Here is a 24,859-nt window from a genome sequence, read left to right on the forward strand (position 1 = left end):
ACCATCCTTTTTTACATGTATATGTGTGAACAAAAAAGAAAATCGTATGAAAAAAGTTACATAAATGAGAATGTTGAGGGAAGAAAGCATATACAACATAGGTATTTATAGATTATAATATTTGTAAATATGATAAAAAAGGGACGAGGCTAGTGAGCGAAAATAGAGAAACACTGATTTTAGATTTATCTGCATCATTTCGAAAGATGATACGTTTATTACAAAATGATATTAATACACGTTTTTCAGAGCATATGCCATATAACGAATTCTCTGTATTACGTGCGTTATTTTTAAAAAGTCCACAGATGGCTTCGCAAATTGCGAGTGAAGTAAACGTAACCTCCAGTCATATTACAGCTGTAACAGATCGTCTCGTGCGAAAAGGATTTGTTGAAAGAAAACGTTCAAATTCAGACCGTCGTATCGTATACTTAGAAATTACAGAAAACGGACGAGAAGTAACTGAAAAACTTGAAGCTGTGCGTAAAGAATATTATAAAGAGAAATTTAAAGGTTGGAGCGACCAAGAGATAGAAATGGTTTTAGAGCTATTTGGCCGCGTATTATAATAAATGAGGATAGGAAGCGAGAGCTTTCCTATCCTTTTTCTTTTGAATAAAAATATTTTGAAACTCCGATACTTTAATTAAACAGATCGGAGGAAAGATTATGAAATATATTGCTGGACTTACCATTTTATTAGGAAGTTTTTTTTGTTTTAATACATTCTTATACGCTGATACTCCAATTCAAGTCGTGCAAAAAGAAGTGAAATACATTGAAAACGATAATACTGTCTTATATTCGAAATTATGGGTTCGCTCTATGCAAAACGCAGTATTATTCCACCATAGTGATAATATTCGTAATCAAGACACATTACGTAACGTAACAAGTTCATCGCTCGTTAAAGCGAAGCACTTACCGTTTCAAAAAGCAGCTATGTACATTCCTAGATTATCGCAATACGTATCGAAAGCAGGAAAAGAAAATATCCAAGTGTATTACATTGCGGTGCACTATAATGTGAAAAAAGAAAATGCATATCAATTAAATGGTATGAACTATTTTCTGCAAGTATTTGTGAAAGAACGTGGGGAATGGAAAGTTGCTGAAAGTGTAGTTGCACCGACAGAGCAAATTGTGCAAAACGGTGATGGATTTGGGATGAAAGAAGAGATGGTGTATGGAGATAGGAGAGAGAAAATAAAATAACCTCCTCTTAGTGAGGAGGTTATTTTATTTGAAATTCCAAGAGACCTTCAATCTCAATATTTTAGATAGAAGAAAATAGCTAATTATGCTTGTTCCGAACAAACCAATGTAAAAATTAAGCAACGAATGGGTTCCGCCAATTATTAAACCACCGCTAATTCCAATACAGAAAATAGCGCAGAACATAAATATTTTTTGAAGCTTTGGATATAGTAAGAAACTACCATTCCGCTCATTGACTGAACGAACATATAAATATATACCGAGTGGTAATAAAATAATTATATTTACAATAGGTCCAATCAATGTTTTTACTGAAGGGATTTTTGTAAAGTTTGGTTCATTATGACGCACTCCATCAGGATCGGTATAGGCACTTTGCGGATTATAATCAAATCTAATATGAAAATCTTCTGCTGGACCTGAAATGCGTATGTTTTCCATAACACGATGCATATTGCCATTGTCCTCATGAAAGTCAGTATTCGAGTGAACAGCGATGACTGCTGAGATAAGGGATGGAAATAACAATGGAAACATGAATATAGCTGCAGTGAGAAGTCCCTGCGAGAGAGTATTCCCAGTAATTGTTCCTATACATAAAGCAAGCGTATAAATAGCAATTAATACAATTAACATGTATATAAAGTAGCTATGAAATGGGGAGAATACTTGATACTTATTATGAAAAGTCAACTTTTTCATAATAGCAAATAGTCCCCAGTTTAAAACGACAATCGCAACAATATTACAGATTCCAAACAACCATTTTGTTATATAGAGGTGTGAACGTTTAAAGGGCATAGACCATAACAAGTCACTAGAGTTATTTTGTCTTTCCCATCCAATTAAAGTACAAGCTAGAACGATAAGTACACTACCTAACAGTATGACAGGATCTATGAGTGTTAAATCAAAGTGGTAATGATATACATAGTTCCACTTTTTATTGTCATTTAGAAAGTATTGCTCTTGAATAGAAGACATATAGTATTTATATGATAAAGTATAGAAGCTGACGAGCCAAAATAACCATACAACATACTTACTTTGCTGATACGTTCTTAGCCATATTGCTTTTTGAAACATAGGATCTCTCCTTTAAAAAACTTTATAATTTGTTAGACGTGATAATACAACATAAGTGATAATTCCAGCGAGAAACAACCCGATATAATAGCTAAGTAAGAAATTAAATTGAGTTATTTTATAGCCACCTAGTAATGCAAAGTAAATGGTTGTCCCCCATATCCATATTTTTAAATGTTTTTGGAAAATAAATATCTTTCGACCGTTTTCATTTGGTGATCGTGTATATAAATATGTTCCAAGTAGTAAGTAAAATATTGTATAGAAAATAGGGAGTAACATTGACTTAGCCGAATAATACATATGCGATGCTGGATCTCTTAAAGTAGTTGGGTCATTTTCTTTTTTACGTAATTTTGGATCATAATCGTAATAAATAGAAAAATTATATATTGGTGCCACAATATTTGTTTTTTTATTTATTTCAGAAAGACTTTCATATGAGTGAGAGTTTCTATTATTCGTAGCATCAAAATGATTTATTGTAAAATTGTATAGTAATGAAATAAATGTAAGACCCATTAGTAACCAAGGAATACAAAAAACGGCTTGCGAAACAATACTTCCAGTAAAGGTACCGATACATAATGCAGCTGTATATACTGCAACATATGAAACAATCGCATAAAGAAAGTATCGATGAAATGGCCCAAATGATTGATAATCAAAATGAATGGTTGTTTTATAAATAAAGTACATAAGAATCCAGTTTATAAGGAATGAGCCTACAATACAGAATGAACCGAAAGCCCATTTGGATAAGAAAACATCTTTTCTTTTAAATGGCATTGCCATAAGTAGGGTATTAGATTGGTTGCTACGTTCCCATCCTATTAATAGACAAGCTATAGAAATAATAAGAATAGTTAGCCAAAAACTATTACCTGTATTTGACAAAAAAGCATAATCATAATAGAACGTTCCCTTTTCATGCAATTTATAATAATTAGCAAGTTGTCGCTCGGCTGCTTTATAGTATCCGAAAGATAAAAGATAAAGCGAACTAAAGAAGAACAGTAATACAGCATATTTCCCGCGCTTCCAATTCCACATCCACAATGCCTTATGAAACATACTCATCCCCCTCAAGTGTCGTAACGAAGACATCTTCAAGTGACATTGTTAATTCTTCAATGAGTATTGGTTGCTCTTTATAAAACTTCTCCAGTGTTGTAGCCACATTTTCCTCAATTAAGATTGTATATACTTTTCCTGTTTGGTTTAATATTTTAATATTGCTTAAGTTTTCTAGTTTTTGAGGTAATGAACGTTCATAAGCAACTTGTATTTTGGCAAATCGTGATTTTGCATCATCTAGTGATGTAATAGAATCTACTGTATGTCCTTTTAAAATAATGATTGTATCGGCAATTTTTTCAACTTCATCTAAATGGTGAGTGGAGATAAAAATTGTAATTTCTTTTTCTGCTACTTCTTCAACGAGAAATTGTAGAATCTGTCTTTTAACGATAGGATCAAGTCCGTTTGTCGGTTCATCTAAAATGACATATTCTGCTTTTGCAGCGAAAGCTAAAATGATCGCAAGCAGTGCTTTCATTCCTTTTGAGTAACTACGAATACGTTTGTTTGGTAAATTAAAACGTTCTAATATTTCATAAAAATACTGTTCATCAAATGCTGTATAAACCGCTTTATAAAACTTTACGATTTCCTTCACTGTATATCCGTTCAGTATGTTAGTAGAATCTGGAACGTATACAACTCTTTGTTTAATTTCAGGATGCATATGAACATCTGTACCCTCATATGTAACAGTTCCTTCATCGGGGTCTAAAATGCCGACCATCGTTCGTAATAAAGTTGTTTTCCCTGCGCCATTTCTTCCGAGCAATCCGACGATACTACCTTTTTGTAATGTGAAAGAAACATCGTCTAAAATCGTTTGGTTATCAATTGTTTTCTTCAAGCTTGTCACTTTCAACATCTGTAGTTCCTCCAATCTCCTTGTAGTATGAATCTATCCAATCATGAATTTTATCTTTCGTAATCCCAAGATAAGAGGCTTCTAGTAATAATTGATGAAATTGCTTTTCAACCATAGCGATTTTCCTTTCGTCTAATGTTGGGGTAATCGATTGGGCTACAAATGTTCCTTTTCCTCGTAATGTTTCAATAATCCCTTGTCGCTCTAATTCTTGATAAGCTTTACTTACTGTATTTGGATTTATAACGAGCAAAGAAGCAAGCTCGCGTACAGAAGGAAGTTTATCACTTGGAGCTAACATATTTTTTAGTACGAGCTCTTTTATATTTTGAACAATTTGTTCCCATATCGGAGTGTTGCTTCTTGGATCAAGTTGAATATGCAAGAGCAATGTCTCCTTCCTGATGAGTATTAAGTGTACTACTGCATGTAATACACTTAATACAATATAGGCAATGAATTTATTTGTCAACTGAAAATAATAGGAAAATATGGTATTAAAAATGTATAAATTGGAAAAAATAAGTTTGATATAGAATGGAGGGTTAGTCATGAAGCGAGTTTTTGGAATACTTGTTTGTTTCATGTTATTGCTTTCTGGTACTTCAGTTAGTTTCGCACAATCTGAGAAAACGAAGCAGGAAAAAACAGAAGAAACCACGCCGAAGTTAGCGGAACAAGCGTCGTCAGCCATCGTAATTGAGCAAGATACAGGTAAAGTTTTGTTTGATAAAAATCCGAATGAAAAGTTACCACCTGCTAGTATGACAAAGATTATGACAATGCTATTAATTATGGAACAAGTTGAAAAAGGAAAACTAAAACTAAACGATAAAGTAAGAGCGAGTGAACACGCAGCTTCAATGGGCGGATCACAAATTTTTCTAGAACCTGGGGAAGAGATGACTGTAAATGAAATGTTAAAGGGCATTGCAATTGCATCTGGAAATGATGCATCTGTTGCAGTAGCTGAGCATATCGCTGGTTCAGAAGAAGGTTTCGTAAATATGATGAACAAAAAAGCGAAAGATCTAGGATTGAAAAATACACATTTTCAAAATCCGACAGGTCTCCCGGCGAAAGATCATTATTCTACAGCGAATGATATGGCTATTATGGCGAAAGAGTTGATGAAGTATCCACTTATTCGAAAATACACAGGTAAATATGAAGACTATTTACGTGAAAATACGGATAAGAAGTTTTGGCTTGTTAATACGAATAAGCTAGTACGTTTTTATCCTGGAGTAGATGGAGTGAAAACAGGCTTTACGACAGAAGCGAAATATTGTTTAACGGCATCGGCTGAGAAAAATGGTATGCGTGTTATTTCAGTTGTAATGGGAGCACCTACATCAAAAGAGCGGAACAATCAAGTAACGAAGCTTCTTGATTATGCATTTGGACAATACATGACAAAGAAATTGTATACACGTGGTGAGAAAATTAAAACTGTACAAGTAGGAAAAGGTAAGGAAGAAAAAGTAGATTTAGTTGCGTCAGACAATGTGTCTCTTCTTATGAAGAAGGGCGAAAATATGGACAAAGTTAAACAAGAAGTGATTGCTGAAAAGAAAGTGAAGGCACCGATTAAAAAAGGTGATGCACTTGGCACACTTGTTATTAAAAGAGATAAAGATGTTTTATTAAAACAAACAATTGTAGCGAAAGAAGATGTTGAGGCAGCGAGCTGGTGGGAGTTATTTAAAAGAAGTTTTGGGATGTTTTCAACATCAAAATAGCGGCGAAAATTTTGATGTTTTTCTATTCGTATTTACTGAAATAATTGCTGAAAGGTTTCACTTTATGACGAAATAGTTCTTCTTTTGTCAGTAGGAAGGATTCTGATTTTATATCACGAAAATCTTATGTTAATGAGTAAAGTTTGAGCATAAGGAGGAAATCGTGTGAGTCTTTCCATGCATTTAGAAGTAAAACGTGACGTCTTATGCGTGAGGCTAGAGGGCGAGTTAGATCATCATACTGCTGAAGAGTTGCGAACGAAAGTCACAGATATGATTGAGACACATGGTGTTCATCATATTATTTTGAGCCTAGAGAACTTAACATTTATGGATAGTTCTGGTTTAGGCGTTATATTAGGCCGATATAAACATGTAAAGGGATTAGGTGGAGAGATGGTTGTCTGTGCAATTTCACCGCCCGTTAAACGTTTATTTGAAATGTCAGGTCTATTCAAAATTGTTCGTTTAGAAGAAAGTGAAGCGCATGCGCTCGCGACGTTGGGGGTGGCGTAGATGAGAAATGAAATGAACCTTCAATTTTCAGCGTTAAGTCAGAATGAATCATTCGCTCGTGTTACGGTAGCTGCTTTTATTGCGCAATTAGACCCGACGATGGAAGAACTAACAGAGATTAAAACAGTTGTGTCAGAAGCGGTTACAAATGCAATTATTCATGGGTATGAAGGAAATGCAGAAGGTGTTGTTTATATTTCAGTGATTTTGGAAGAAGCGATGGTGAAACTCACGATTCGAGATGAAGGGATTGGTATCTTTAACTTAGATGAAGCAAGACAACCCCTTTTTACAACTAAACCTGAATTAGAGCGTTCCGGAATGGGATTTACTATCATGGAAAATTTTATGGATGAAGTAGAAGTTATTTCAAACGAATCTTTCGGGACAACAATCCATTTGACAAAATACTTATCAAATAGTAACGCTCTATGCAATTAAGGAGAATAGCCAATGGACATAGAGGTCAGAAATGAGAAGAAGAAACCTCAGTTAAAGGACCACGAGCTAAAAGCGTTAATTCAAAAAAGTCAAGATGGAGATCAACAAGCGAGAGATACAATCGTTCAAAGTAATATGCGTCTCGTATGGTCGGTTGTACAGCGATTTCTTAATCGAGGATACGAACCAGACGATTTATTTCAAATTGGATGTATTGGACTCTTAAAATCGGTAGATAAATTTGATTTATCTTTCGACGTGAAATTTTCAACATATGCAGTTCCAATGATTATCGGTGAAATACAACGATTTTTACGTGATGATGGATCAGTGAAAGTAAGTAGATCTTTAAAAGAAACAGGAAACAAAGTCCGAAAGATGAGAGACGAGCTTTCGAAAGAATTTGGAAGGGCTCCAACGATTAATGAGGTAGCACAGGCTCTTGAACTAACGCCGGAAGAAGTTGTTCTGGCGCAAGAAGCGAGTCGTGCTCCTTCGTCGATACATGAAACTGTGTATGAAAACGACGGAGATCCAATTACTATTTTAGATCAAATTGCAGATCAATCGGAAACGAAATGGTTTGATAAAATTGCTTTAAAAGAAGCAATTAGAGAATTGGATGAACGAGAAAGGCTAATTGTGTATTTGCGCTATTATAAAGACCAAACCCAATCAGAAGTAGCGGAGCGCATAGGCATTTCGCAAGTACAAGTTTCAAGACTTGAAAAGAAAATATTAAAACAGATGAAAGATCGAATAGATGAATAGCTATCTATTCGATTTTTTTTTATTGTCACGAAAAGGAGAAGATTCCAACTATCGCTAAAAATTTACAGAATTTATTGATAATTTAGTTAATTTAAACTATAATCCAAGTATGAACTTGTCACAAAGGGGGAAGGAAACATGGAAACGAGGCAACAATGGGGAACTAGGGCTGGATTTATTTTTGCAGCAATCGGTTCCGCTGTTGGACTAGGGAATATATGGCGTTTTCCTTATACAGCGTATGAAAACGGGGGAGGCGCATTCTTTTTACCGTACTTATTTGCATTATTAACGACTGGTATTTCATTGTTAGCTTTCGAGTTTGCTCTTGGGCATCGTCATCGTGGTTCGGCGCCACTTACATTCTTCCGTATTCATCGACGTGCTGAATTTATTGGATGGTGGCAAATGTGTGTGACATTTATTGTTTCAACATATTACGCTGTAATCATTGCTTGGTCTATTTCCTATACGTACTTTGCAATTACTGGAGCATGGGGGAAAGACACGCAATCATTTTTATTTAAAGAATATTTACATGTTGCAGATAAGCCAGGACAATTCGGGGGGCTCGTACCAGAAGTATTAATTCCGTTAGCTCTCGTTTGGATTATTGTGCTTGGTGTTGCGTTTAAAGGAGTTAAAAAAGGAATCGAAGTTGTTAACCGTATTTTTATTCCTTTACTAGTTGTTATGTTCCTTATTATCGTTGTTCGTGCAGTGACGATGGAAGGTGCGATGCAGGGGCTAGATGCATTTTTTAAACCAGATTGGAGTCGTATTTTTGATGGGAAAGTATGGCTTGCTGCTTACGGTCAAATTTTCTTTAGTTTATCTTTAGCATTCGGAATTATGATTACGTATTCTAGTTATTTACCGAAAAACTCAGATACAACAAATAATGCTTTTATTACAGGATTTGCAAATTCAGGATTTGAATTATTGGCAGGTATTGGTGTCTTTGCAGCTCTTGGATTTATGGCGAATAACATGGGGGTACCGGTTGATAAAGTAGCTAGTGCTGGTGTAGGACTTGCATTTGTAGTATTCCCGCAAATTATTAATGAGTTACCGATGTCGCCGTTATTTGGTGTATTATTCTTCTTATCTCTAACTGTTGCTGGAATTACATCACTCATTTCACTTGCAGAAGTATGCTTTGCCGCTGTATCTGAAAAATTCAGCTTGAGTCGTCAAAAGACGATTGGAATTATGGGAACGCTATTAGTATTAGTTTCTCTTGTTTTTGCAACACGTGGTGGACTTATGTTCTTAGATGTTGTTGATTACTTCGCTAACAATTTTGGATTGATTACAATTGCACTCGTTGAAGTAGTTACAATAGGACTAATCTTGCGCCGTTTACCAGTTTATCAAAATCATGCAAACTTTGTATCTGATATAAAGTTAGGAACGTTTTGGAGAGTGAGTTTACTCGTTATTACTCCACTTATGTTAGGGTATATGTTAATTGATGGTACAATCCAAAACATTAAAAAGAACTACGGAGGTTATCCAACAGAGTTTGTTGTAACGTATGGTTGGTCGATAGCGGCAGCGTTTCTTATAGTTGCACTAGTCATTAGTCTGAAAAAATGGAATGCACAAATACATTCAGACTCTGTCCAGCTTGAAAAAGAATGGAAGGACCGAGGTGTTTCATGATGAGTGGATCAGCGATTATGATGATGGTTATAGGTATGGTAGTCATTTGGGGAGGACTTGCATTAAGTATTGCAAATTTATTTAAGAAAAAGGCATAAGCTAAAAAACATCTGTACCGAAGCGGTACAGATGTTTTTTTATGAAAAAATTGTATTAGAAAAAAATTCAATAACCATACTACAACTACGAGGAAGAGTGAAGGGGTGAATGGAAATTGGAAGGAACAATTTATATTAAAATGCGCAATCGCTTAAAAGTGTCTCCTACGTATGAAGTAAAGCTGAGCGATGTTGCTCAACTTGCCGGAGATTCTTTTGTAGTTGAGTTGTTACAAAATGAGATAGTCTACAAAATAACAGCACATGATAAGACGCATGTTGTAATTGATGTCATGAAAGTAATTGAGATTATTCAACAAAAAGCATCTCATGTACAAATTAATTTACTGGGTTCTGGACAAACTCTTGTTGAAATTATATATGAAAAAAAGAAAGTACCCCCAATTTTCTTTGGACTTGTATGGTTGTTACTTTTCATTGGAGCGGCCCTTGCAATAATTTATTTCCATGAGGATGTAAGTATGCAACAAGTACATCAACGGTTATATTACATGATTACTGGAGAGTTTAAGGAGCAACCACTATTATTTCAAGTTCCATATTCAGTAGGTCTTGGATTAGGTATGGTTTTATTTTTTAATCATGTATTTCAAAAGCGAATTAATGAAGAGCCTAGTCCGTTAGAAGTTGAGATGTTTCAATATCAGCAGTCGCTTGATCAATATGTAATTGTTAATGAAAACAAGGATAACACGAAACAACTTGCCGATGATTGAATGTGGGTTTGTTATATTAATTGGTTTAGCTGGCGGGATTGCAGTAGGTAGCGGATATGTTGCCTTTTTAGCTGTTCTCGGTATTATCCCGCGCTTAGCTCAATTAACGAGAAGTGGAAAGCATATTCAATATTTTGAGTGGGCTGTCATTGCGGGTACTTTAACTGGGGCTTGGTGTAGTTTGAAAAACATTACATTTCAAACATCGCAATATTGGCTTGTAATATTAGGGTTATTTTGTGGCACATTCATTGGAATGCTTGCTGCGGCATTAACAGAAGTATTAAATGTTTTACCTATTTTAGCGAAACGAGTCGGGGTAGAGGGGAAAATTGTTGTTTTACTCGTTGCTCTTGTACTTGGAAAAGTAATAGGCTCATTGTTTCACTGGATTTATTTCGTAAAGTAGGAGGCAATATATATGACAAGGCGAAAACTGAAAGATGATTACATAAATAAAGTGAAGGAGTACCATCCAAAGCCAAACTATTTGCTAAATTGTGTGAAGGCATTTCTTGTAGGTGGGCTCATTTGTACAGTCGGAGAAATATTGATGAAATTTTATATACATTATTTTCACTTTAGTGAACAAGAGGCAGGAAATCCGACAGTTGCAACGCTTGTGTTATTGTCGGCGATTTTAACAGGGTGTGGTGTATATGATAAAATCGGGCAGTTTTCTGGAGCGGGATCAGCAGTACCAGTTACTGGATTTGCGAATTCTATGGCGAGTGCCGCACTAGAACATAGGAGTGAAGGGATTGTTCTAGGAATCGCTACTAACATGTTTAAGCTTGCAGGAAGTGTCATTGTATTTGGAGTCGTCGGTGCATACATTATCGGGTTAATAAGATATACATTTCAAATTTTAATGTCTTAAAGGAGGGGTGGGTATGAGATTGACAGGAAAACAAACGTGGGTATTTCAAAATGATATCTTCGTGAATGCAACTGGTACTGCTGTCGGTCCGAAAGAAGCTGAAGGCCCTCTTGGAAAGGATTTTGATATTTCATATTCTGACTTACATTGCGGAGAGGAAAACTGGGAACTTGCTGAACGAAGGTTAATGTCAGACTCAATTCAACAAGCGATGCAAAAAGGGAATATAAAAAAATCGCAAATTGATTTCTTTTTAGCGGGAGATTTATTAAACCAAACAGTGACAGCAAATTATGTTGCTCGTGAGTATGGTATTCCTTTTTTAGGGATGTTCAGCGCTTGTGCGACGTCAATGGAAACTTTGGCGATTGGATCAGCTTTTATAGATGGTGGATTTGCGAATCGTATTTTAGCTACAGTAAGTAGTCATAATGCGACGGCTGAAAGACAATTTCGTTCCCCAACAGAATACGGAGGACAAAAGCCAGGGACAGCAAACTCAACTGTTACCGGAGCAGGGTCAATATTAATTAGCAATGAGGAGAGTGCAATTAAAATAACAGCAGCAACAATTGGTAAAGTGCAAGATTTAGGAATTGCTAATCCTTTAGATATGGGATCAGCGATGGCACCAGCTGCTGCTCATACAATTCAACAACATTTTGAAGATTTGAGAAGAAGTGCAGCTGATTATGATCTTATTGTTACTGGTGATTTATCGGCTGTTGGGACACCAATTGCGAAACAACTTTTACTTGAGGAAGGGTATGATTTGGGGAATGTATACAATGATTGTGGATTAATGATTTACAATTCAAATCAAGAAGAAGTGTTTGCAGGGGGCAGTGGTTGTGCTTGTTCAGCTGTTGTAACATACGGCCATTTATTGCGTGAAATGCAAAAAGGGAATTTACAAAGAATTTTTGTCGTTGCAACTGGAGCTCTATTAAGCCCCATGATGATACAACAGAAGGAAACGATTCCAACGATTGCGCATGGTATTGTGTTTGAAAGCGTTAAAGGAGAGTGAATTGTGGATTTTATATATGCATTTCTTGTAGGAGGAGCTATTTGTGTAATTGGACAAGTGTTGCTAGATTTCGCAAAGTTAACACCGGCACATTTAATGGCAACTTTTGTAGTCGCCGGAGCTATTTTAGACGGATTCGGATTGTACGATAAACTTATAAAATTTGCAGGTGCTGGGGCAACAGTCCCTATTACAAGTTTTGGACACTCACTATTGCACGGGGCAATGCATGCGGCAGAAAAACATGGATATTTAGGAATTGGAATCGGTATGTTTAGCTTAACGTCTGCGGGGATTTCAGCAGCGATATTATTTTCATTTTTTGTTGCACTTATATGTAAACCGAAAGGATAAATCAAATGAGACGAAGGGTTGTTTTGGTCACAGATGGAGATGAATATGCAAAGCGGACAATTGAGCTGTTAACAAAGGAATTTGGGGGGAGGTGTATTTCAGCATCGCAAAGTAATCCGACCAAATTGACAGGGAAGAAAGTTGTTGAGCTTATTATGCAAACGCCATATGACCCTGTATTTGTCATGTTTGATGACAGCGGATTTATAGGAGAAGGATCTGGTGAAAAGGCGTTAAAGTATGTCGCAACACATAAACAAGTTGATGTACTCGGTATTTTAGCAGTAGCATCTAATACACATCATTGGGAATGGGCGCGTGTAGATGTAAGTGTAGATCGGAATGGGAATTTGACAGAATATGGCGTTGATAAATTTGGACTCCCAGATGGTGAAATTGGCAGGATTAGTGGGGATACGATTTATTGTTTAGATGGTCTGAATGTTCCTGTCATAGTGGGGGTCGGCGATATTGGCAAGATGTGCGGAAATGATGAATGGGAGAGAGGATCACCTATTACTAGAAAAGCGATTCAATTAATTTTGGAAAGGAGTGGGTTTTATGACGAAGCCTAAAAAAGTGAATATCCCGATTTCATCTTTTTTAAGTGATAATGAAAACTACTTAAAGCAAACAGTCGGACTCGGTGTTACATACGATGTTGGTATTCGTAAATTTCAAATTTTAAATAAAGAAATTGGTGTGTTATTTGTAAATGGACTTTGTGATACGAATTATATTATCCCTATTTTAGAAGAAGCGGTGGATACAAATGAAATAAGGGATGTAGAAGAAGATACAGTAAAGCTTTTAGAGAATCGTTTAATTCATCAACAAGTAAGTAAAGTGAAGACGATGGATGAGGTAATGCTCCAAGTATTATCAGGACTCATTATTATATTTGTGGAAGGCGAAACGGAAGCGTTCGCAATAGATGTTCGTAGTTACCCGGGCCGGACACCGACAGAACCAGATACAGAAAAGGTAGTACGCGGTGCAAGGGATGGTTTTGTTGAAAATATCGTTGTAAATACAGCATTAATTCGTAGAAGGATACGCGATCCACGTCTTCGAAATGAAATGATTCGAGTCGGAGATAGATCGCAAACGGATATTTGTATTACATACGTTCAAGATGTTGCAAATCCAGATTTAGTAAAGATTATAAAACAAGAATTAAATAACATTGATGTAGACGGGATTACGATGGCGGATAAAACAGTAGAAGAATTTGTAGTGAAACAAGGTTATAATCCATTCCCGCTTATCCGATACACAGAAAGACCAGATGTAGCAGCAAATCATCTATTAGAAGGACATGTGTTAGTACTTGTTGACACATCACCAAGTGTTATGATCACTCCAACAACATATTTCCACCATTTACAGCATGCAGAAGAGTTTAGACAAAATCCAGCTGTAGGTACATTTTTACGTTGGGTACGTTTTTTAGGTGTTATATTTTCGCTATTCTTACTGCCATTTTGGCTAGTTTTCGTTTTTGATCCGACTCTTTTACCGGAAAGTCTTGCTTTCATTGGACCAAATAAGATGACGCATTTACCGATTTTATTACAAATTTTGATGGCGGAAGTCGGACTCGAATTTTTAAGAATGGCCGCCATTCATACACCGACATCATTGTCGTCGGCAGCAGGATTAATTTCAGCTATATTAATTGGTCAAATTGCAATTGATGTAGGTTTGTTTGTACCAGAAGTTATTTTGTATGTAGCGGTTTCTATGATTGGATCATTTGCAACTCCGAGTTATGAGCTTGGACTTGGAAATAAGGTCGGAAAATTATTTGTCATTATTTTAACCGGCATCTTTCATGAGATGGGATTTGTAATTGGAATGACGATGTTGATTTTATTTTTAGCGTCTATAAAAAGTTTACAAACACCGTATTTATGGCCGTTTTTACCGTTTGATTGGGGCGCGTTAACGAAAATTTTACTCCGTCCGACTATGTCGAGTTTAAAAGTGCGTCCTAGTATTGTACGACCTCAAAATGTAAGAAGACAAAAATAAACGGGATTATGCTCCTGTTTATTTTTTTATTGAAAATTTATTGTTTTTTTAACAAAAATCAAACATTTTTTTTGTACAATTAGAGTAGATATTGTGTATGGAAGGGGAAGAGGATATGATTAAACTATTTGTAAGTGATTTAGATGATACACTCGTTTACAATATGAATGATATGCAAAAAGAAGATGAACGAGCGCTTTGTTGGCTAGCTGAAAATGGGACAAATATTTGTTTTGCCTCTGGCCGTTTTACTCACCGAATTGATGAGGCGGTAAAAAGGTTTTCGTTCCCGTATTACACAACTAGTTTAAATGGAGCGACAATGATACTACCGGATGGAAAAGTATTTCATGAATCGAGTTTTGAAGATGGGGTTGCCCAGGAAATATATCAATATATACATAAAAAGGGACTAGCAGATATTGTTTGTGCAAATGAGCAGCGATATACAAAAAGGAAGAATGAACATCACCATACTTTTGAAGAGTATATGGGAGTACATATTGCTGAAATCGAAGAGTTAGAAGAGGAATTTGGGAAGACTGTACATCCTGCGAAATTATTTGTTTTTGGCGAAGAAGAAAAAATTGTAGCATTAGATCAAGAGTTGCGAGATACATTTCAGAGCGAAGCGGAAGTTTTTATATCGGGTAAGCGCTATGTTGACATTATGCCAAGAGGTGTAAGTAAAGGAAGCGCTCTGAAGCGATTAATGGAACATTTGCAAATTGAAGCAAATGAAGTTGCGTGTATTGGAGATTCTTTCAATGATATTTCTATGTTTGAAGTAACCCCGCACTCCTTCACCCTCCATCATGCTCATCCGTATGTGAAGGAGAAAGCAAATTATGTTGTTCGTTCGGTTGAAGAAGCTATTATGAAATTACCGTTACTTGTATAAAAAAGAAGCTCGTCATTGGCGAGCTTCTTTTTTACTTGAATAAAGATTTAACGAAATCAATGATACTAGAGAAGAAATCTTTTACTTTATCTAGGAAACTTTGCCCTTCATCAGATCCTAAGAAGGCAGACACATGGTCTTTTGCTTTTTCTAATTGGCTACCAACTTGGTTCCAATCGATATTAAGATTTTTCATTTTATCAAATAACGATACTAAGTTATCCAACTGTTCATCTGTTAATGTAATGCCAAGTTGATCAGCAATTTTTTTAATTAATGAACGTAAATCTTCAGTGGTTTTGGGCTGTTCTTTTGCAATTTCTTCTTTAATTTTTGCAACAAGTTGAACTGCTTTTTCTTCGCCGATTTTATCACCAAGCTGGGCTGTTTGTACCATTTCTTCATTGGCTACTTTTTTTACTTCTTCAGGAATGGCTTTGTTTGATGTTGTTTCATAGGCCTTCATTAAACCTGTTAAAGCAGCAGTTCCTGAAACTTTAAATGGTGCAGTAATTTGAATCTCTGCATCTTTCACACCTGCTGTAATAAGTGCATTTGTGTACATTGCATCTGTTATCGAATTAATGTTTTTTGAGCGTACAATGAGACCTGAACCTGGTTTTGTGTATGTAATCATAGAAGAGGAAATAGCTCTCGTACCAATTTGCGCTTTTGGAACGATGCCCTCTAGAAATTTATGTTCTTCCGCATTAGATACAGTAATAATTTGTGCATCTTTTGGTGCTTTCATTTCTTTCAAAAGATCTTGTTTCTGTTGTTCAGATAAGTTTTCTCCTAGTGTAACAATTGATTCTCCCTCAATGATGTCTGCAAATGAAGCTGTTGGCATAATAAATACGGCTACAGCTAATAGCAGAGCTAGTAATTTCGTTTTCACGAAAAATCGCTCCCTTTCTCTTTCTTAAATTTTCGGGCAACACAGTTATTATAGTATATTTTTCTTATTTGTCACCTAGCTTCTTCCACATTTCAAAAAAGAAGTATGCAGATTGTCGGATTCTTTTTGTTTCTCGTCATGAATATGGTAATATAGTGCTGAGATAGTTGAAAGGAGACATATACATATGAAAACTTTAGGATACATATTAATGGAAAATGGCGAAAAAATCGATTTAGAATTTTTCCCAGAAGAGGCACCAAAAACAGTAGAAAACTTTAAAAAATTAGCAGAGCAAGGATTTTATGATGGTGTGACATTCCACCGCGTTATTCCTGGCTTCGTAAGCCAAGGTGGAGACCCAACAGGCACAGGAGCAGGTGGCCCAGGTTACTCTATCCCATGTGAAACTGATGGAAATCCTCATAGACATCTTGTTGGCTCACTTTCTATGGCACATGCTGGCCGTAATACAGGTGGTAGCCAATTCTTTGTTGTTCATGAGCCACAACCGCATTTAGATGGCGTACATACTGTATTCGGTAAAGCAACAAGCGGTATTGAAACAGTATTAAACATGCGTCAAGGCGATGTAATGAAAGAAGTTAAAGTTTGGGAAGAATAAGTTACGAGAAAAGGAGAGCGATTTTGCTCTCTTTTTTTATTTCCTATAAACAGGAATTGGTATATATTTCAAAGTATATGACACAAATAGGACGTCTACTAACGTTAAATTATATTGTTCATAAGAACACACTTTTAACAAAATACATAGGATAGAGTACGAATTATATGCTTCAATAAATGTATTTCTCTTAACATATTGCTTTTGGTAGAACTACTTTGTTCAAAAGTGGTTAATAAGTGAAATGTGATGAGAAAGGGATTTTCCTTTTAGTTCCTATATAGTATTGTCTCTTTTTTGAGCGGTGTAATAGAAAGAAATAGCGTGGAAACATATATTTGACTTTCTTCTTAACGCTTTGTATGATTATCAAGTTATTTCAGCCCCTTCTCACTCTGGTAAAAATATTGTAGAATGAATGTGATATGAAAAGAGTGATTGAGGGGATAAATAGTTTGTAACTTTTGTAAGAAGGGATAAGGGTTATGTTAATTCGTTTTAAAAAAAGTTATGAAAAAATTGCAATGGGGCTTCTTTCATTTATGCCAACTGAAAAAGATGTGAAAACATTACAATTGACAATGAAAGAGTATGAGGCGAAAGAGGATTGGCAATTGTATTTGTGGAAACAAAATGAAGATTTTGTTGGGATAATGGGGATTATAAAAAAAGAAGATCAGGTATTGGAAATTCAGCATTTGAGCGTGAATCCGTCTCACCGTCATATGGGGATTGGGACGAAGATGGTTCAAGAGCTTAAGAGTAAATTTCTTGAGTTTACAATTTGCGGAAATGAGCAAACAGCAAGTTTTTGCAAAAAGTGTAAAGAGCTTGAACAAAATATACATTCATGAAAGCAGGGATAAGTAGTTTATTATCTCTGCTTTCTTTTTTGTAGTTGCTCGTGTCGCTCAGAAATGACTTCTGTTCGATCACGCAATGTGTGCTTACTTATGATGTATTCACCAGGAATGACGTTCACATCTTTCCAAGAGAGGTTTTGTTTCTTACATAACTGTATGCATTGTTTTTCTAACGATACGTCTAATAAGGGTAAAAATAACGGCGCAAAAATTTCCTTTTTGTGGATAGAGTGTAATCTTTCATTTAATAAGAACATAAGTTGTTTATGATCTATTCCTAATTGATGTAAAGATGTACTGTTCTTTTCTAAAAGTGCTATTGCGCTTTTTATCATCTTCTCTGCACCATTCCAGTTGGATCGTCTGTGATGGTATAAGGAAACAGCAATTTGAATGAGACCGACTAAGTAATTGTCGCGTTCTCCTCTAGGTTTTAATTTCCAATACTCTTCTAATATTTCATGACATTCAAAATAATCGTAATCTCCGTGAAAATGAATTAAAAATTGTATGTACTCGGTAGGATACATTTTATTCGCTCCTGTCTAACGGGTATATGTACAGTTTATCATAGAAATATTAACAATAAGCGACTAGGGAAATATCCCTAGTCGCTTTATTGCGTCCTATTAGCAGAAGCAAGCTGCTCCTACAATGATTAGTAAAATGAACAGTACAACAAGTAATGCGAACCCACCGCTAAAACCGCAATCAACGTGACCCATAGTTTTTTGACCTCCTACATTGTTCTTACTACATTGTTATCATATGAAGCGGTGGGCATTATGACATGGGCATAGGTCTATTTTTAATTAAATTTCTTAAAAAGGTTGGATAGAACATGAGTATGCTCTATACTTATGGTGTTATAGAAAAAATGTGGTGGGATGCTTTGTGCAGTATAATTTTAAAGTAGAGGCTTTTGAAGGGCCTTTAGATCTATTGTTACACTTAATAAATCGTTACGAAATTGATATATATAATATTCCTGTAGCGAAAATTACAGAGCAATATCTATCTTATGTCCATACGATGAAAGAATTACAATTAGATGTTGCCAGTGAGTATTTAGTAATGGCTGCAACGTTATTACAAATTAAAAGTAAAATGTTGTTACCGAAACAAGAAGAAGATGTACCTGATAACGGTGAAGACTTTATAGATGATCCTCGTCAAGAATTGATGGAGAGGTTAATTGAATATAAGAAATATAAGCAAGTTGCTACTGAGTTAAAAGAAAGAGAACAAGAAAGAGCACAGCTATATACACGTCCGCCAATTGATTTTACATCATTTCAACAAGAAGAGGAGACAAGCTTACCTCTTGATGTTACGTTATATGATATGTTAGCGGCATTTCAAAAGCTAATGCGTCGTAAAAAAGCAAAAACCCCCGTAACAACGCGAATTACTCGCCAAGAAATACCAATTGCACAGCGAATGACTGATATTCTACAACAGTTAGAAGTAAGAGGCGGTCGTCAAAGCTTTTATGATTTGTTTGCTGATGAAGAACGTGAAATAATGGTTGTAACATTTTTAGCGGTTCTTGAGCTAATGAAAAATCAACAAATCATAATTGAGCAGGAACATAATTTTGATGAAATTTTCGTATCAAGCTCTAATAAATCCGTATAGAGTTGATGTGAAGATGGGATAGAAATATTTTATCTCATGTTAGGTTTTAATGTATCGTTTGGAACGAGAGAAGAAATATTGAACCGAACGCATTTACTGTGATTCGGTTTTTTTATGTGTGTTTTTTATGGGAAATAGGAGAAAGGAGTTCGTAAAATGGATAGAAAAGAACAAAAATCGATTATTGAAGGGCTTTTATTTGTTGCAGGTGACGAAGGGATTTATCCGGAACAGATAGCTAAAGTTCTGGAAGTTGAAGTGGAAGAAGTAATAAACAGTATAGAGGAAATGCAAAAAGAATGCGAAGGATCGAATCGCGGTTTGCAAATTGTACAATATGCAAAAGTGTATCGTTTTGCAACAAAGAAAGAACATGCTTCGTACTATCAAAAATTAATAGATACTCCAACCGCGGCTTCACTTTCTCAAGCAGCTCTTGAAACGTTGGCAATCGTTGCGTACCGTCAACCGATTACAAGGACAGAAATGGAAGAGATTAGAGGTGTGAAAACGGATAAGGCATTACAAACGTTAGTTTCACACTTACTTATAAAAGAAACGGGAAGAGCGGAAGGACCAGGGCGCCCTATTTTATACGGAACGACGAAAGAATTTCTAGATACGTTTGGATTGAAAACATTAGATGATTTACCACCTCTTTCGGAAGAAAATGAACAAATGAATGAAGCAGATTTATTCTTTGGTTCTTTACAGGAATTATCAAAATAAAAGCTTAGCATTTTGCTAAGCTTTTTTTGTATATCAATTACAGAGCGTGCCATACTAAATGAAAAAAGGAGACGAGTTATGAAAGGTGTACGGAGTATTCTATTGTTGGTTTCTGTTTTATTATGTTTTTCGTTAAACAGCGCATCGGCTAAAAGATATATGATGTCTATTCATACTGCGTCTTCTATACATATGCAGCGGCAACATTTCGGTAAAATGAAAGTGAGTTTTTTAAAAGTTGGACAAGGTGATGCGACACTTATTACATTGCCAAATGGTCAAACGATGTTAATAGATGGGGGTCCTTATGAAGCGGGAGAGGTCATTATTCAAAAACTAATTGAAAAAAGAATTAATCATTTAGATGTGATTGTAAGTACTCATCCTGATATGGACCATATAGGAGGACTTATTCCAATTGTAGAGCAAATGCCAGTTTCCCTCGTATTAGATAGCGGGAAAACATATAGTTCATTTACTTATCATACGTATCGAAATAACATTAAAAAAAGGGGCATTCCTTTCATTTCAGTGAAGGAAGGACAATACATACCGCTAGATCCACATGTTTCTATACAAGTATTAAACAATGGTAAATCGAAAGACGAGAATAACGAGTCCTCAATTGTGTTAAAGATTCGATATGGTAAAGCGGACTTTTTATTAATGGGTGATGCTGATATACGGACGGAAAATGAAATATTAAAGCAATTTGATGTACATGCAGATGTATTAAAAGTTGGGCATCATGGCTCGTATACTTCAACGAGTGAAACATTCTTAAAAAAAGTAGATCCACAATTCGCTATTCTTTCGTACGGGAGTAGAAATCCGTATGGGCATCCTCATCAGAGTGTAGTAAGACGATTAAAACAGCGTGGTATAATGATATATGGAACAAACAAGCGAACTGTGGAAATAGAAACAGATGGTGAACATATTACTATGGGGGCAAGCGGTCTTATGCCATTACTTAAGTAACTAATTATATAAGAGGTTATTATCCATTTTGGTAAAAATGGATAATATATATTAGAATGAAAAAGAAATCAATTTCCTTTTTTCGCTGAACGAAGAGGAAATTTCATTAGAATGTATAGACAACTACTTGTGTGTATATTAAGATGGAATTAGGCGAATAAGGTAATAATAATAAGTAGGTATTTCATGGGAAAGGGTCGATGAAAATGAAAACGCAAGTTGTCATCAATGCCGAAATTTATACAGGTAAAGAAGTAGTGGAAAACGGATTTATTCGTTACACAGAAACAGTTAAAGAAATTGGTTTGATGGCTCAATATGTATCACAAGAAAATGAAACTGTGTTAGATGTGGCAGGAAAGATTGTGATTCCAGGTATGATTGATGTTCATATTCATGGTGGATACGATATTGATGCGATGGATGCAAATAGCGATGGATTAGTAACTCTTGGTAAAGAAATGTTAAAAGAAGGAGTTACAACTTACTTCCCAACAACAATGACACAAGCTCCAGAAGCGATTGAAGCGGCGCTAAGTGCTGCGAAGGAAGCGAAAGACAAAGGAGCACATTTCGAATATATTCACTTAGAAGGACCATATGTTTCAAAAAAACGTGCGGGTGCACAACCACTTGAACATATTGTTCCTGCGAGTATCGAGCAATTTAAACAATGGCAGGAAGCAAGCGGTAATCTAATTAAATTAGTAACATATGCACCGGAAGAAGAAGGTGCGTTAGAGTTTGAACAGTATCTTGCTGAAACAGGTGTTGTTGGCACAATGGGGCATACAGATGCAATTGATGCACAACTGAAAAATAGAAAAATTACACATGCAACACATTTATACAATCAAATGCGTGGATTACATCATCGTGAACCAGGAGTTGTTGGTCATGTGTTATTAAATCCAGATGTAATGGTTGAAGTAATTACAGATGGTATTCACATTCACCCTGATATGGTGAAATTAGCATATAAATTAAAAGGACCGAAAAAAGTAAGTGTCATTACAGATGCAATGCGTGCAAAAGGTCTTGAAGAAGGATTATATGAGCTTGGCGGACAGCCAGTACATGTAAAAGATGGCAGTGCCCGATTAGAAGATGGAACGTTAGCTGGTAGTATTTTGAAAATGGATCAAGCTTTCCGAAATGTAATTGAATTTACAGGATGTTCAATCGAGGAGGCAGTGTTAATGACATCAGTTAACCAAGCAGAAGAATTTGGATTAAATAATAAAGGCGCGTTAGCGGTAGGTAAAGATGCAGACTTTGTTGTTATGACTGAAGAATTACATGTATATGATACGGTTCGTTTAGGAATTCATATGAAGGAAGGGAAGTAATTAGATGAATATTCTAGTTGTAAAAACTCCAGAAGAATTAGCAGAAGCAGGTTATAAGTTAATTAAAGAGGTTGTAAAATCAAAAGAAAATCCAACTTTAGGAATGGCTACAGGAAGCTCTCCATTAGGTATTTATGCAGAAATGCGAAAAAATAAACTTGATACAAGTCATGCAACCACTGTAAACTTAGATGAGTACGTAAATTTACCACACGAAGATAAAAACAGCTATCACTATTTCATGCAAGAACAGTTGTTTGATCATCTTCCATTTAAACAAACTTATGTACCGAATGGGATGGCAAGTGATTTAGAGGAAGAGTGCAAGCGTTATGAAGGCATTCTAGTAGCTAACCCAGTTGACTTACAGATTCTTGGAATCGGTGAAAACGGTCACATCGGATTTAATGAGCCAGGAACACCATTTAATTCTCCAACTAACATTGTAGAATTAACAGAATCTACACGCCAAGCAAACCTTCGCTTCTTTGAAAATGAAGAAGATGTGCCGACTCATGCGATTACAATGGGAATTGGAAGTATTATGAAAGCGAAACAAATTCTACTTGTTGCTATGGGATCTAAAAAGGCAGAAGCTATTAAAGAATTATTGCAAGGTGAATATAGTGAGGCGTGTCCTGCTACAGTTCTACAACGTCATCCGAATGTGACCGTAATCGCAGATCCAGAAGCTCTATCTTTATGCAGTGAGGCGATTGCTGATGAACATCGACAAGTATTCACCATTTCCGATTTATTATCAGATTCAAGAGTGGGTGAAACAGCTAATTGAGGAAGGCGAATGGAAGCCGGGAGATAAAATTCCATCTGAGAATGAACTTTGTGATAAGTTCGAAGTGAGTCGTATGACAATCAGACAGGCGATTAATAACTTAGTGGAACAAGGTTATTTATACCGGAAACGTGGGATTGGAACGTTCGTCCAACTTCCGAAAGTGGAGCAAAAGTTGCAAGGAATGACGGGATTCACAGAAGATATGATTTCTCGTGGTATGAAACCGAGCAGCCAGTTATTAAGTTTCCGCCTAGTTCCAGCTACTGCTAAAATAGCAGACCGGCTGAGAATACAAGAGGGAGAATCGGTTTATGAAGTGAGGCGTACGCGCTTAGCTGATGACGAACCGATTGCATTTGAGACGACATATTTGTCGCCAACTCTTGTGAAAGATATTAACGAAGAAATATTACAACAATCTTTATATGAACATTTAGAGAAAAAACTGGGCTTTAAGCTTGTTCGCGCTACTCAATCAATTGAAGCTTCAATTGCAACGGATAATGAAGCTGAACATCTGCATATTCCTAAAAAGGCGCCTGTACTTGTAATGCGTCAATGGTCATATTCAGAAGGTGAGTTACCGTTAGAGTATGTGAAATGTATTTATCGTGGGGATCGTTACAAGTTTATTACGAACATCGCACGTAACAAGTAATATATTTCAGTTTGTGAAGTACAGTGAACTTTGATGTTTTCAACATGTAAAGAAATAAAAATACGACTCATCCTTATAAGGATCGAGTCGTATTTTTATTTGCTTCTTCATTATAAACAAGTACTTGGTTAACGGCATCTTTGACAGCATCTACTACATAGTGAGCGTGCTCTTTTACCGCATCATCAGCTTGAGACATAGCAAAACTATGAGGAGTTAAGGAAAACATTGGAATATCATTGTAAGAATCCCCTATGCATGCAACCTCCTCTGGTTGTATTTGAAACTCTTGTAATAAAACAGAAATAGCAGAACCTTTACTAATATTTGGTGGCATTACATCTAAACATTGTTCAGCTGAAATGAAAGTACTAACTTTTCCATGGAATTTTTCATCGATCTTTTTTTGAAGGAGTTGTAAGTTTTCTTTTGTTCCACCGATAGAAATTTTATTTGGAAAAATTGTATCATCGATTTTCTGTAATAAATTTGGTTCTTCAACAGAAGTCATTGCTACTTGTTTTTCGAGTTCATGAATAAAAGGTGTCTTTTCTTCAATATAGTAATTATGCTCATCACTTACATAACGGAAATAAGGGTCTTGATTTGTCATAGCTAGTAAATCAGGAAGAATGCTGGAATCAAAATTTGCGGATAATAGTTGCTTATTTTCATTAGTGTATACAAACACACCATTTACACTAATACGATGGAAATTTGTATTTACAGCTTTCATTAAGTCTGCGATTTCATTATCAAGTCGTCCAGAAGCGAAGCAAAGAATAACATTTTGCTCAGCAAGACTGCGAAGTGCCGCAACATCCTGTTCATCAATCAGACCTCCATGCTGCATCATTGTACCGTCAATATCACTTACAAACATTTTAATCATGTTGCTATC

The 24,859-nt window shown here is 35.8% G+C and carries 32 protein-coding genes; 24 read left to right on the forward strand and 8 right to left on the reverse strand.

The annotated features are described in order from the left end of the window. Nucleotides 1–152 precede the first annotated feature (152 nt). Both B5P42_RS23625 and B5P42_RS23630 read left to right on the forward strand, forming a co-directional pair. The gene (locus B5P42_RS23625; RefSeq protein WP_060749666.1) at nucleotides 153–572 is read left to right on the forward strand and encodes a MarR family winged helix-turn-helix transcriptional regulator; all 420 of its coding nucleotides are present in this window, start codon (nucleotides 153–155) and stop codon (nucleotides 570–572) included. Between the two features lie 100 nt (nucleotides 573–672). Beyond that, the gene (locus B5P42_RS23630) at nucleotides 673–1,218 is read left to right on the forward strand and encodes a hypothetical protein (RefSeq protein WP_105589652.1); all 546 of its coding nucleotides are present in this window, start codon (nucleotides 673–675) and stop codon (nucleotides 1,216–1,218) included. 24 nt (nucleotides 1,219–1,242) lie between these two features. Here B5P42_RS23630 and B5P42_RS23635 read toward each other — a convergent pair whose 3' ends face one another. Genes B5P42_RS23635 through B5P42_RS23650 form a run of 4 tightly spaced genes read right to left on the reverse strand, consistent with a single transcriptional unit; the run spans nucleotide 1,243 to nucleotide 4,637 of the window. After that, nucleotides 1,243–2,307 carry an ABC transporter permease subunit gene (locus B5P42_RS23635; RefSeq protein WP_113735411.1) on the reverse strand — a complete coding sequence of 355 codons (1,065 nt, stop codon included), beginning with the start codon at nucleotides 2,305–2,307 and terminating at the stop codon, nucleotides 1,243–1,245. A 12-nt stretch (nucleotides 2,308–2,319) separates the two neighbouring features. Next, nucleotides 2,320–3,381 carry an ABC transporter permease subunit gene (locus B5P42_RS23640; RefSeq protein ID WP_105589650.1) on the reverse strand — a complete coding sequence of 354 codons (1,062 nt, stop codon included), beginning with the start codon at nucleotides 3,379–3,381 and terminating at the stop codon, nucleotides 2,320–2,322. Further along, entirely contained in the window at nucleotides 3,371–4,252 is an 882-nt protein-coding gene (locus tag B5P42_RS23645) for an ABC transporter ATP-binding protein (RefSeq protein ID WP_113735412.1), read from the reverse strand. The genes B5P42_RS23640 and B5P42_RS23645 overlap by 11 nt, the downstream gene beginning before the upstream one ends. Further along, nucleotides 4,218–4,637 (reverse strand): GntR family transcriptional regulator, encoded by a 420-nt coding sequence (locus tag B5P42_RS23650; RefSeq protein WP_105589648.1) that lies wholly within the window; start codon nucleotides 4,635–4,637, stop codon nucleotides 4,218–4,220. The genes B5P42_RS23645 and B5P42_RS23650 overlap by 35 nt, the downstream gene beginning before the upstream one ends. A 166-nt stretch (nucleotides 4,638–4,803) precedes the next feature. Here B5P42_RS23650 and dacF point away from each other — a divergent pair, with 166 nt between their 5' ends. From dacF to B5P42_RS23720, 14 genes are all read left to right on the forward strand, one after another. After that, a complete protein-coding gene (dacF, locus tag B5P42_RS23655; RefSeq protein WP_002088461.1) occupies nucleotides 4,804–5,994 on the forward strand; it encodes a serine-type D-Ala-D-Ala carboxypeptidase DacF in 1,191 nt (396 codons plus the stop codon). 165 nt (nucleotides 5,995–6,159) lie between these two features. Beyond that, the gene (gene spoIIAA / locus B5P42_RS23660) at nucleotides 6,160–6,510 is read left to right on the forward strand and encodes an anti-sigma F factor antagonist (protein WP_002128957.1); all 351 of its coding nucleotides are present in this window, start codon (nucleotides 6,160–6,162) and stop codon (nucleotides 6,508–6,510) included. Then, entirely contained in the window at nucleotides 6,511–6,951 is a 441-nt protein-coding gene (gene spoIIAB / locus B5P42_RS23665; protein ID WP_001243400.1) for an anti-sigma F factor, read from the forward strand. A gap of 12 nt (nucleotides 6,952–6,963) precedes the next feature. Next, nucleotides 6,964–7,722, forward strand: a complete 759-nt coding sequence (gene sigF, locus B5P42_RS23670) for an RNA polymerase sporulation sigma factor SigF (protein WP_002014922.1) — start codon at nucleotides 6,964–6,966, stop codon at nucleotides 7,720–7,722. Between the two features lie 138 nt (nucleotides 7,723–7,860). Further along, nucleotides 7,861–9,387, forward strand: coding sequence for a sodium-dependent transporter (locus B5P42_RS23675; protein ID WP_002014921.1), 1,527 nt, complete (start codon nucleotides 7,861–7,863; stop codon nucleotides 9,385–9,387). Continuing rightward, on the forward strand, nucleotides 9,387–9,485 hold the full coding sequence (locus B5P42_RS23680) for a methionine/alanine import family NSS transporter small subunit (protein ID WP_000016829.1): 99 nt from the start codon (nucleotides 9,387–9,389) through the stop codon (nucleotides 9,483–9,485). The genes B5P42_RS23675 and B5P42_RS23680 overlap by 1 nt, the downstream gene beginning before the upstream one ends. A 116-nt stretch (nucleotides 9,486–9,601) precedes the next feature. Next, nucleotides 9,602–10,222: a stage V sporulation protein AA gene (locus tag B5P42_RS23685; protein WP_113735413.1), complete on the forward strand. Its 621-nt coding sequence runs from the start codon at nucleotides 9,602–9,604 to the stop codon at nucleotides 10,220–10,222. Beyond that, nucleotides 10,215–10,631 carry a stage V sporulation protein SpoVAB gene (gene spoVAB, locus B5P42_RS23690; protein ID WP_000568664.1) on the forward strand — a complete coding sequence of 139 codons (417 nt, stop codon included), beginning with the start codon at nucleotides 10,215–10,217 and terminating at the stop codon, nucleotides 10,629–10,631. Before B5P42_RS23685 ends, spoVAB begins: the two co-directional genes overlap by 8 nt. Before the next feature lie 12 nt (nucleotides 10,632–10,643). After that, nucleotides 10,644–11,102: a stage V sporulation protein AC gene (gene spoVAC / locus B5P42_RS23695; protein ID WP_002014918.1), complete on the forward strand. Its 459-nt coding sequence runs from the start codon at nucleotides 10,644–10,646 to the stop codon at nucleotides 11,100–11,102. 13 nt (nucleotides 11,103–11,115) lie between these two features. Then, nucleotides 11,116–12,132, forward strand: coding sequence for a stage V sporulation protein AD (spoVAD, locus tag B5P42_RS23700; protein WP_113735414.1), 1,017 nt, complete (start codon nucleotides 11,116–11,118; stop codon nucleotides 12,130–12,132). Nucleotides 12,133–12,135: 3 nt separating this feature from the next. After that, the gene (gene spoVAE / locus B5P42_RS23705; RefSeq protein WP_002014916.1) at nucleotides 12,136–12,486 is read left to right on the forward strand and encodes a stage V sporulation protein AE; all 351 of its coding nucleotides are present in this window, start codon (nucleotides 12,136–12,138) and stop codon (nucleotides 12,484–12,486) included. 5 nt (nucleotides 12,487–12,491) lie between these two features. Beyond that, nucleotides 12,492–13,061, forward strand: a complete 570-nt coding sequence (spoVAEA, locus tag B5P42_RS23710; protein ID WP_002088445.1) for a stage V sporulation protein SpoVABEA — start codon at nucleotides 12,492–12,494, stop codon at nucleotides 13,059–13,061. Further along, nucleotides 13,048–14,520 (forward strand): spore germination protein SpoVAF, encoded by a 1,473-nt coding sequence (spoVAF, locus tag B5P42_RS23715; protein ID WP_113735415.1) that lies wholly within the window; start codon nucleotides 13,048–13,050, stop codon nucleotides 14,518–14,520. Before spoVAEA ends, spoVAF begins: the two co-directional genes overlap by 14 nt. 97 nt (nucleotides 14,521–14,617) lie before the next feature. Further along, nucleotides 14,618–15,421, forward strand: coding sequence for a Cof-type HAD-IIB family hydrolase (locus B5P42_RS23720; protein WP_113735416.1), 804 nt, complete (start codon nucleotides 14,618–14,620; stop codon nucleotides 15,419–15,421). A 31-nt stretch (nucleotides 15,422–15,452) separates the two neighbouring features. On the opposite strand, the gene B5P42_RS23725 is transcribed toward B5P42_RS23720, so the two are convergent. Further along, nucleotides 15,453–16,319, reverse strand: coding sequence for a DUF1002 domain-containing protein (locus B5P42_RS23725; RefSeq protein ID WP_002143030.1), 867 nt, complete (start codon nucleotides 16,317–16,319; stop codon nucleotides 15,453–15,455). 187 nt (nucleotides 16,320–16,506) lie between these two features. Between B5P42_RS23725 and B5P42_RS23730 the strand changes: the two genes are divergently transcribed. Continuing rightward, nucleotides 16,507–16,944 (forward strand): peptidylprolyl isomerase, encoded by a 438-nt coding sequence (locus tag B5P42_RS23730; protein ID WP_000853785.1) that lies wholly within the window; start codon nucleotides 16,507–16,509, stop codon nucleotides 16,942–16,944. A 485-nt stretch (nucleotides 16,945–17,429) separates the two neighbouring features. Then, a complete protein-coding gene (ribT, locus tag B5P42_RS23735) occupies nucleotides 17,430–17,798 on the forward strand; it encodes a GNAT family N-acetyltransferase RibT (protein ID WP_000908403.1) in 369 nt (122 codons plus the stop codon). A 20-nt stretch (nucleotides 17,799–17,818) separates the two neighbouring features. Here ribT and B5P42_RS23740 read toward each other — a convergent pair whose 3' ends face one another. Together B5P42_RS23740 and B5P42_RS23745 are read right to left on the reverse strand one after the other, a co-directional pair. Further along, nucleotides 17,819–18,337, reverse strand: a complete 519-nt coding sequence (locus tag B5P42_RS23740) for a DUF309 domain-containing protein (protein WP_002167723.1) — start codon at nucleotides 18,335–18,337, stop codon at nucleotides 17,819–17,821. Nucleotides 18,338–18,436: 99 nt separating this feature from the next. After that, entirely contained in the window at nucleotides 18,437–18,532 is a 96-nt protein-coding gene (locus tag B5P42_RS23745) for a YjcZ family sporulation protein (protein WP_000510194.1), read from the reverse strand. 169 nt (nucleotides 18,533–18,701) lie between these two features. Here B5P42_RS23745 and B5P42_RS23750 point away from each other — a divergent pair, with 169 nt between their 5' ends. The 6 genes from B5P42_RS23750 (at nucleotide 18,702) to phnF (ending at nucleotide 23,958) form a co-directional block, all read left to right on the forward strand. Then, the gene (locus B5P42_RS23750; RefSeq protein WP_002143025.1) at nucleotides 18,702–19,445 is read left to right on the forward strand and encodes a segregation/condensation protein A; all 744 of its coding nucleotides are present in this window, start codon (nucleotides 18,702–18,704) and stop codon (nucleotides 19,443–19,445) included. Nucleotides 19,446–19,601: 156 nt separating this feature from the next. Further along, nucleotides 19,602–20,174: an SMC-Scp complex subunit ScpB gene (scpB, locus tag B5P42_RS23760; RefSeq protein WP_002128944.1), complete on the forward strand. Its 573-nt coding sequence runs from the start codon at nucleotides 19,602–19,604 to the stop codon at nucleotides 20,172–20,174. 78 nt (nucleotides 20,175–20,252) lie between these two features. Continuing rightward, the gene (locus B5P42_RS23765; RefSeq protein WP_002128943.1) at nucleotides 20,253–21,155 is read left to right on the forward strand and encodes a ComEC/Rec2 family competence protein; all 903 of its coding nucleotides are present in this window, start codon (nucleotides 20,253–20,255) and stop codon (nucleotides 21,153–21,155) included. Between the two features lie 206 nt (nucleotides 21,156–21,361). Then, nucleotides 21,362–22,504 carry an N-acetylglucosamine-6-phosphate deacetylase gene (gene nagA, locus B5P42_RS23770; RefSeq protein WP_002088433.1) on the forward strand — a complete coding sequence of 381 codons (1,143 nt, stop codon included), beginning with the start codon at nucleotides 21,362–21,364 and terminating at the stop codon, nucleotides 22,502–22,504. 4 nt (nucleotides 22,505–22,508) lie between these two features. Beyond that, nucleotides 22,509–23,297 carry a glucosamine-6-phosphate deaminase gene (nagB, locus tag B5P42_RS23775; RefSeq protein ID WP_002033913.1) on the forward strand — a complete coding sequence of 263 codons (789 nt, stop codon included), beginning with the start codon at nucleotides 22,509–22,511 and terminating at the stop codon, nucleotides 23,295–23,297. Then, the gene (gene phnF / locus B5P42_RS23780; RefSeq protein WP_078172874.1) at nucleotides 23,227–23,958 is read left to right on the forward strand and encodes a phosphonate metabolism transcriptional regulator PhnF; all 732 of its coding nucleotides are present in this window, start codon (nucleotides 23,227–23,229) and stop codon (nucleotides 23,956–23,958) included. The genes nagB and phnF overlap by 71 nt, the downstream gene beginning before the upstream one ends. A 73-nt stretch (nucleotides 23,959–24,031) precedes the next feature. Here the strand turns inward: phnF and B5P42_RS23785 are convergent, their stop codons facing one another. Further along, complete coding sequence (locus tag B5P42_RS23785) at nucleotides 24,032–24,850, reverse strand: Cof-type HAD-IIB family hydrolase (RefSeq protein WP_002014903.1); 819 nt, start codon at nucleotides 24,848–24,850, stop codon at nucleotides 24,032–24,034. Nucleotides 24,851–24,859: the final 9 nt, after the last annotated feature.

This window comes from Bacillus sp. SRB_331 (genome assembly GCF_003264175.1).
Taxonomy (GTDB): domain Bacteria; phylum Bacillota; class Bacilli; order Bacillales; family Bacillaceae_G; genus Bacillus_A; species Bacillus_A mycoides.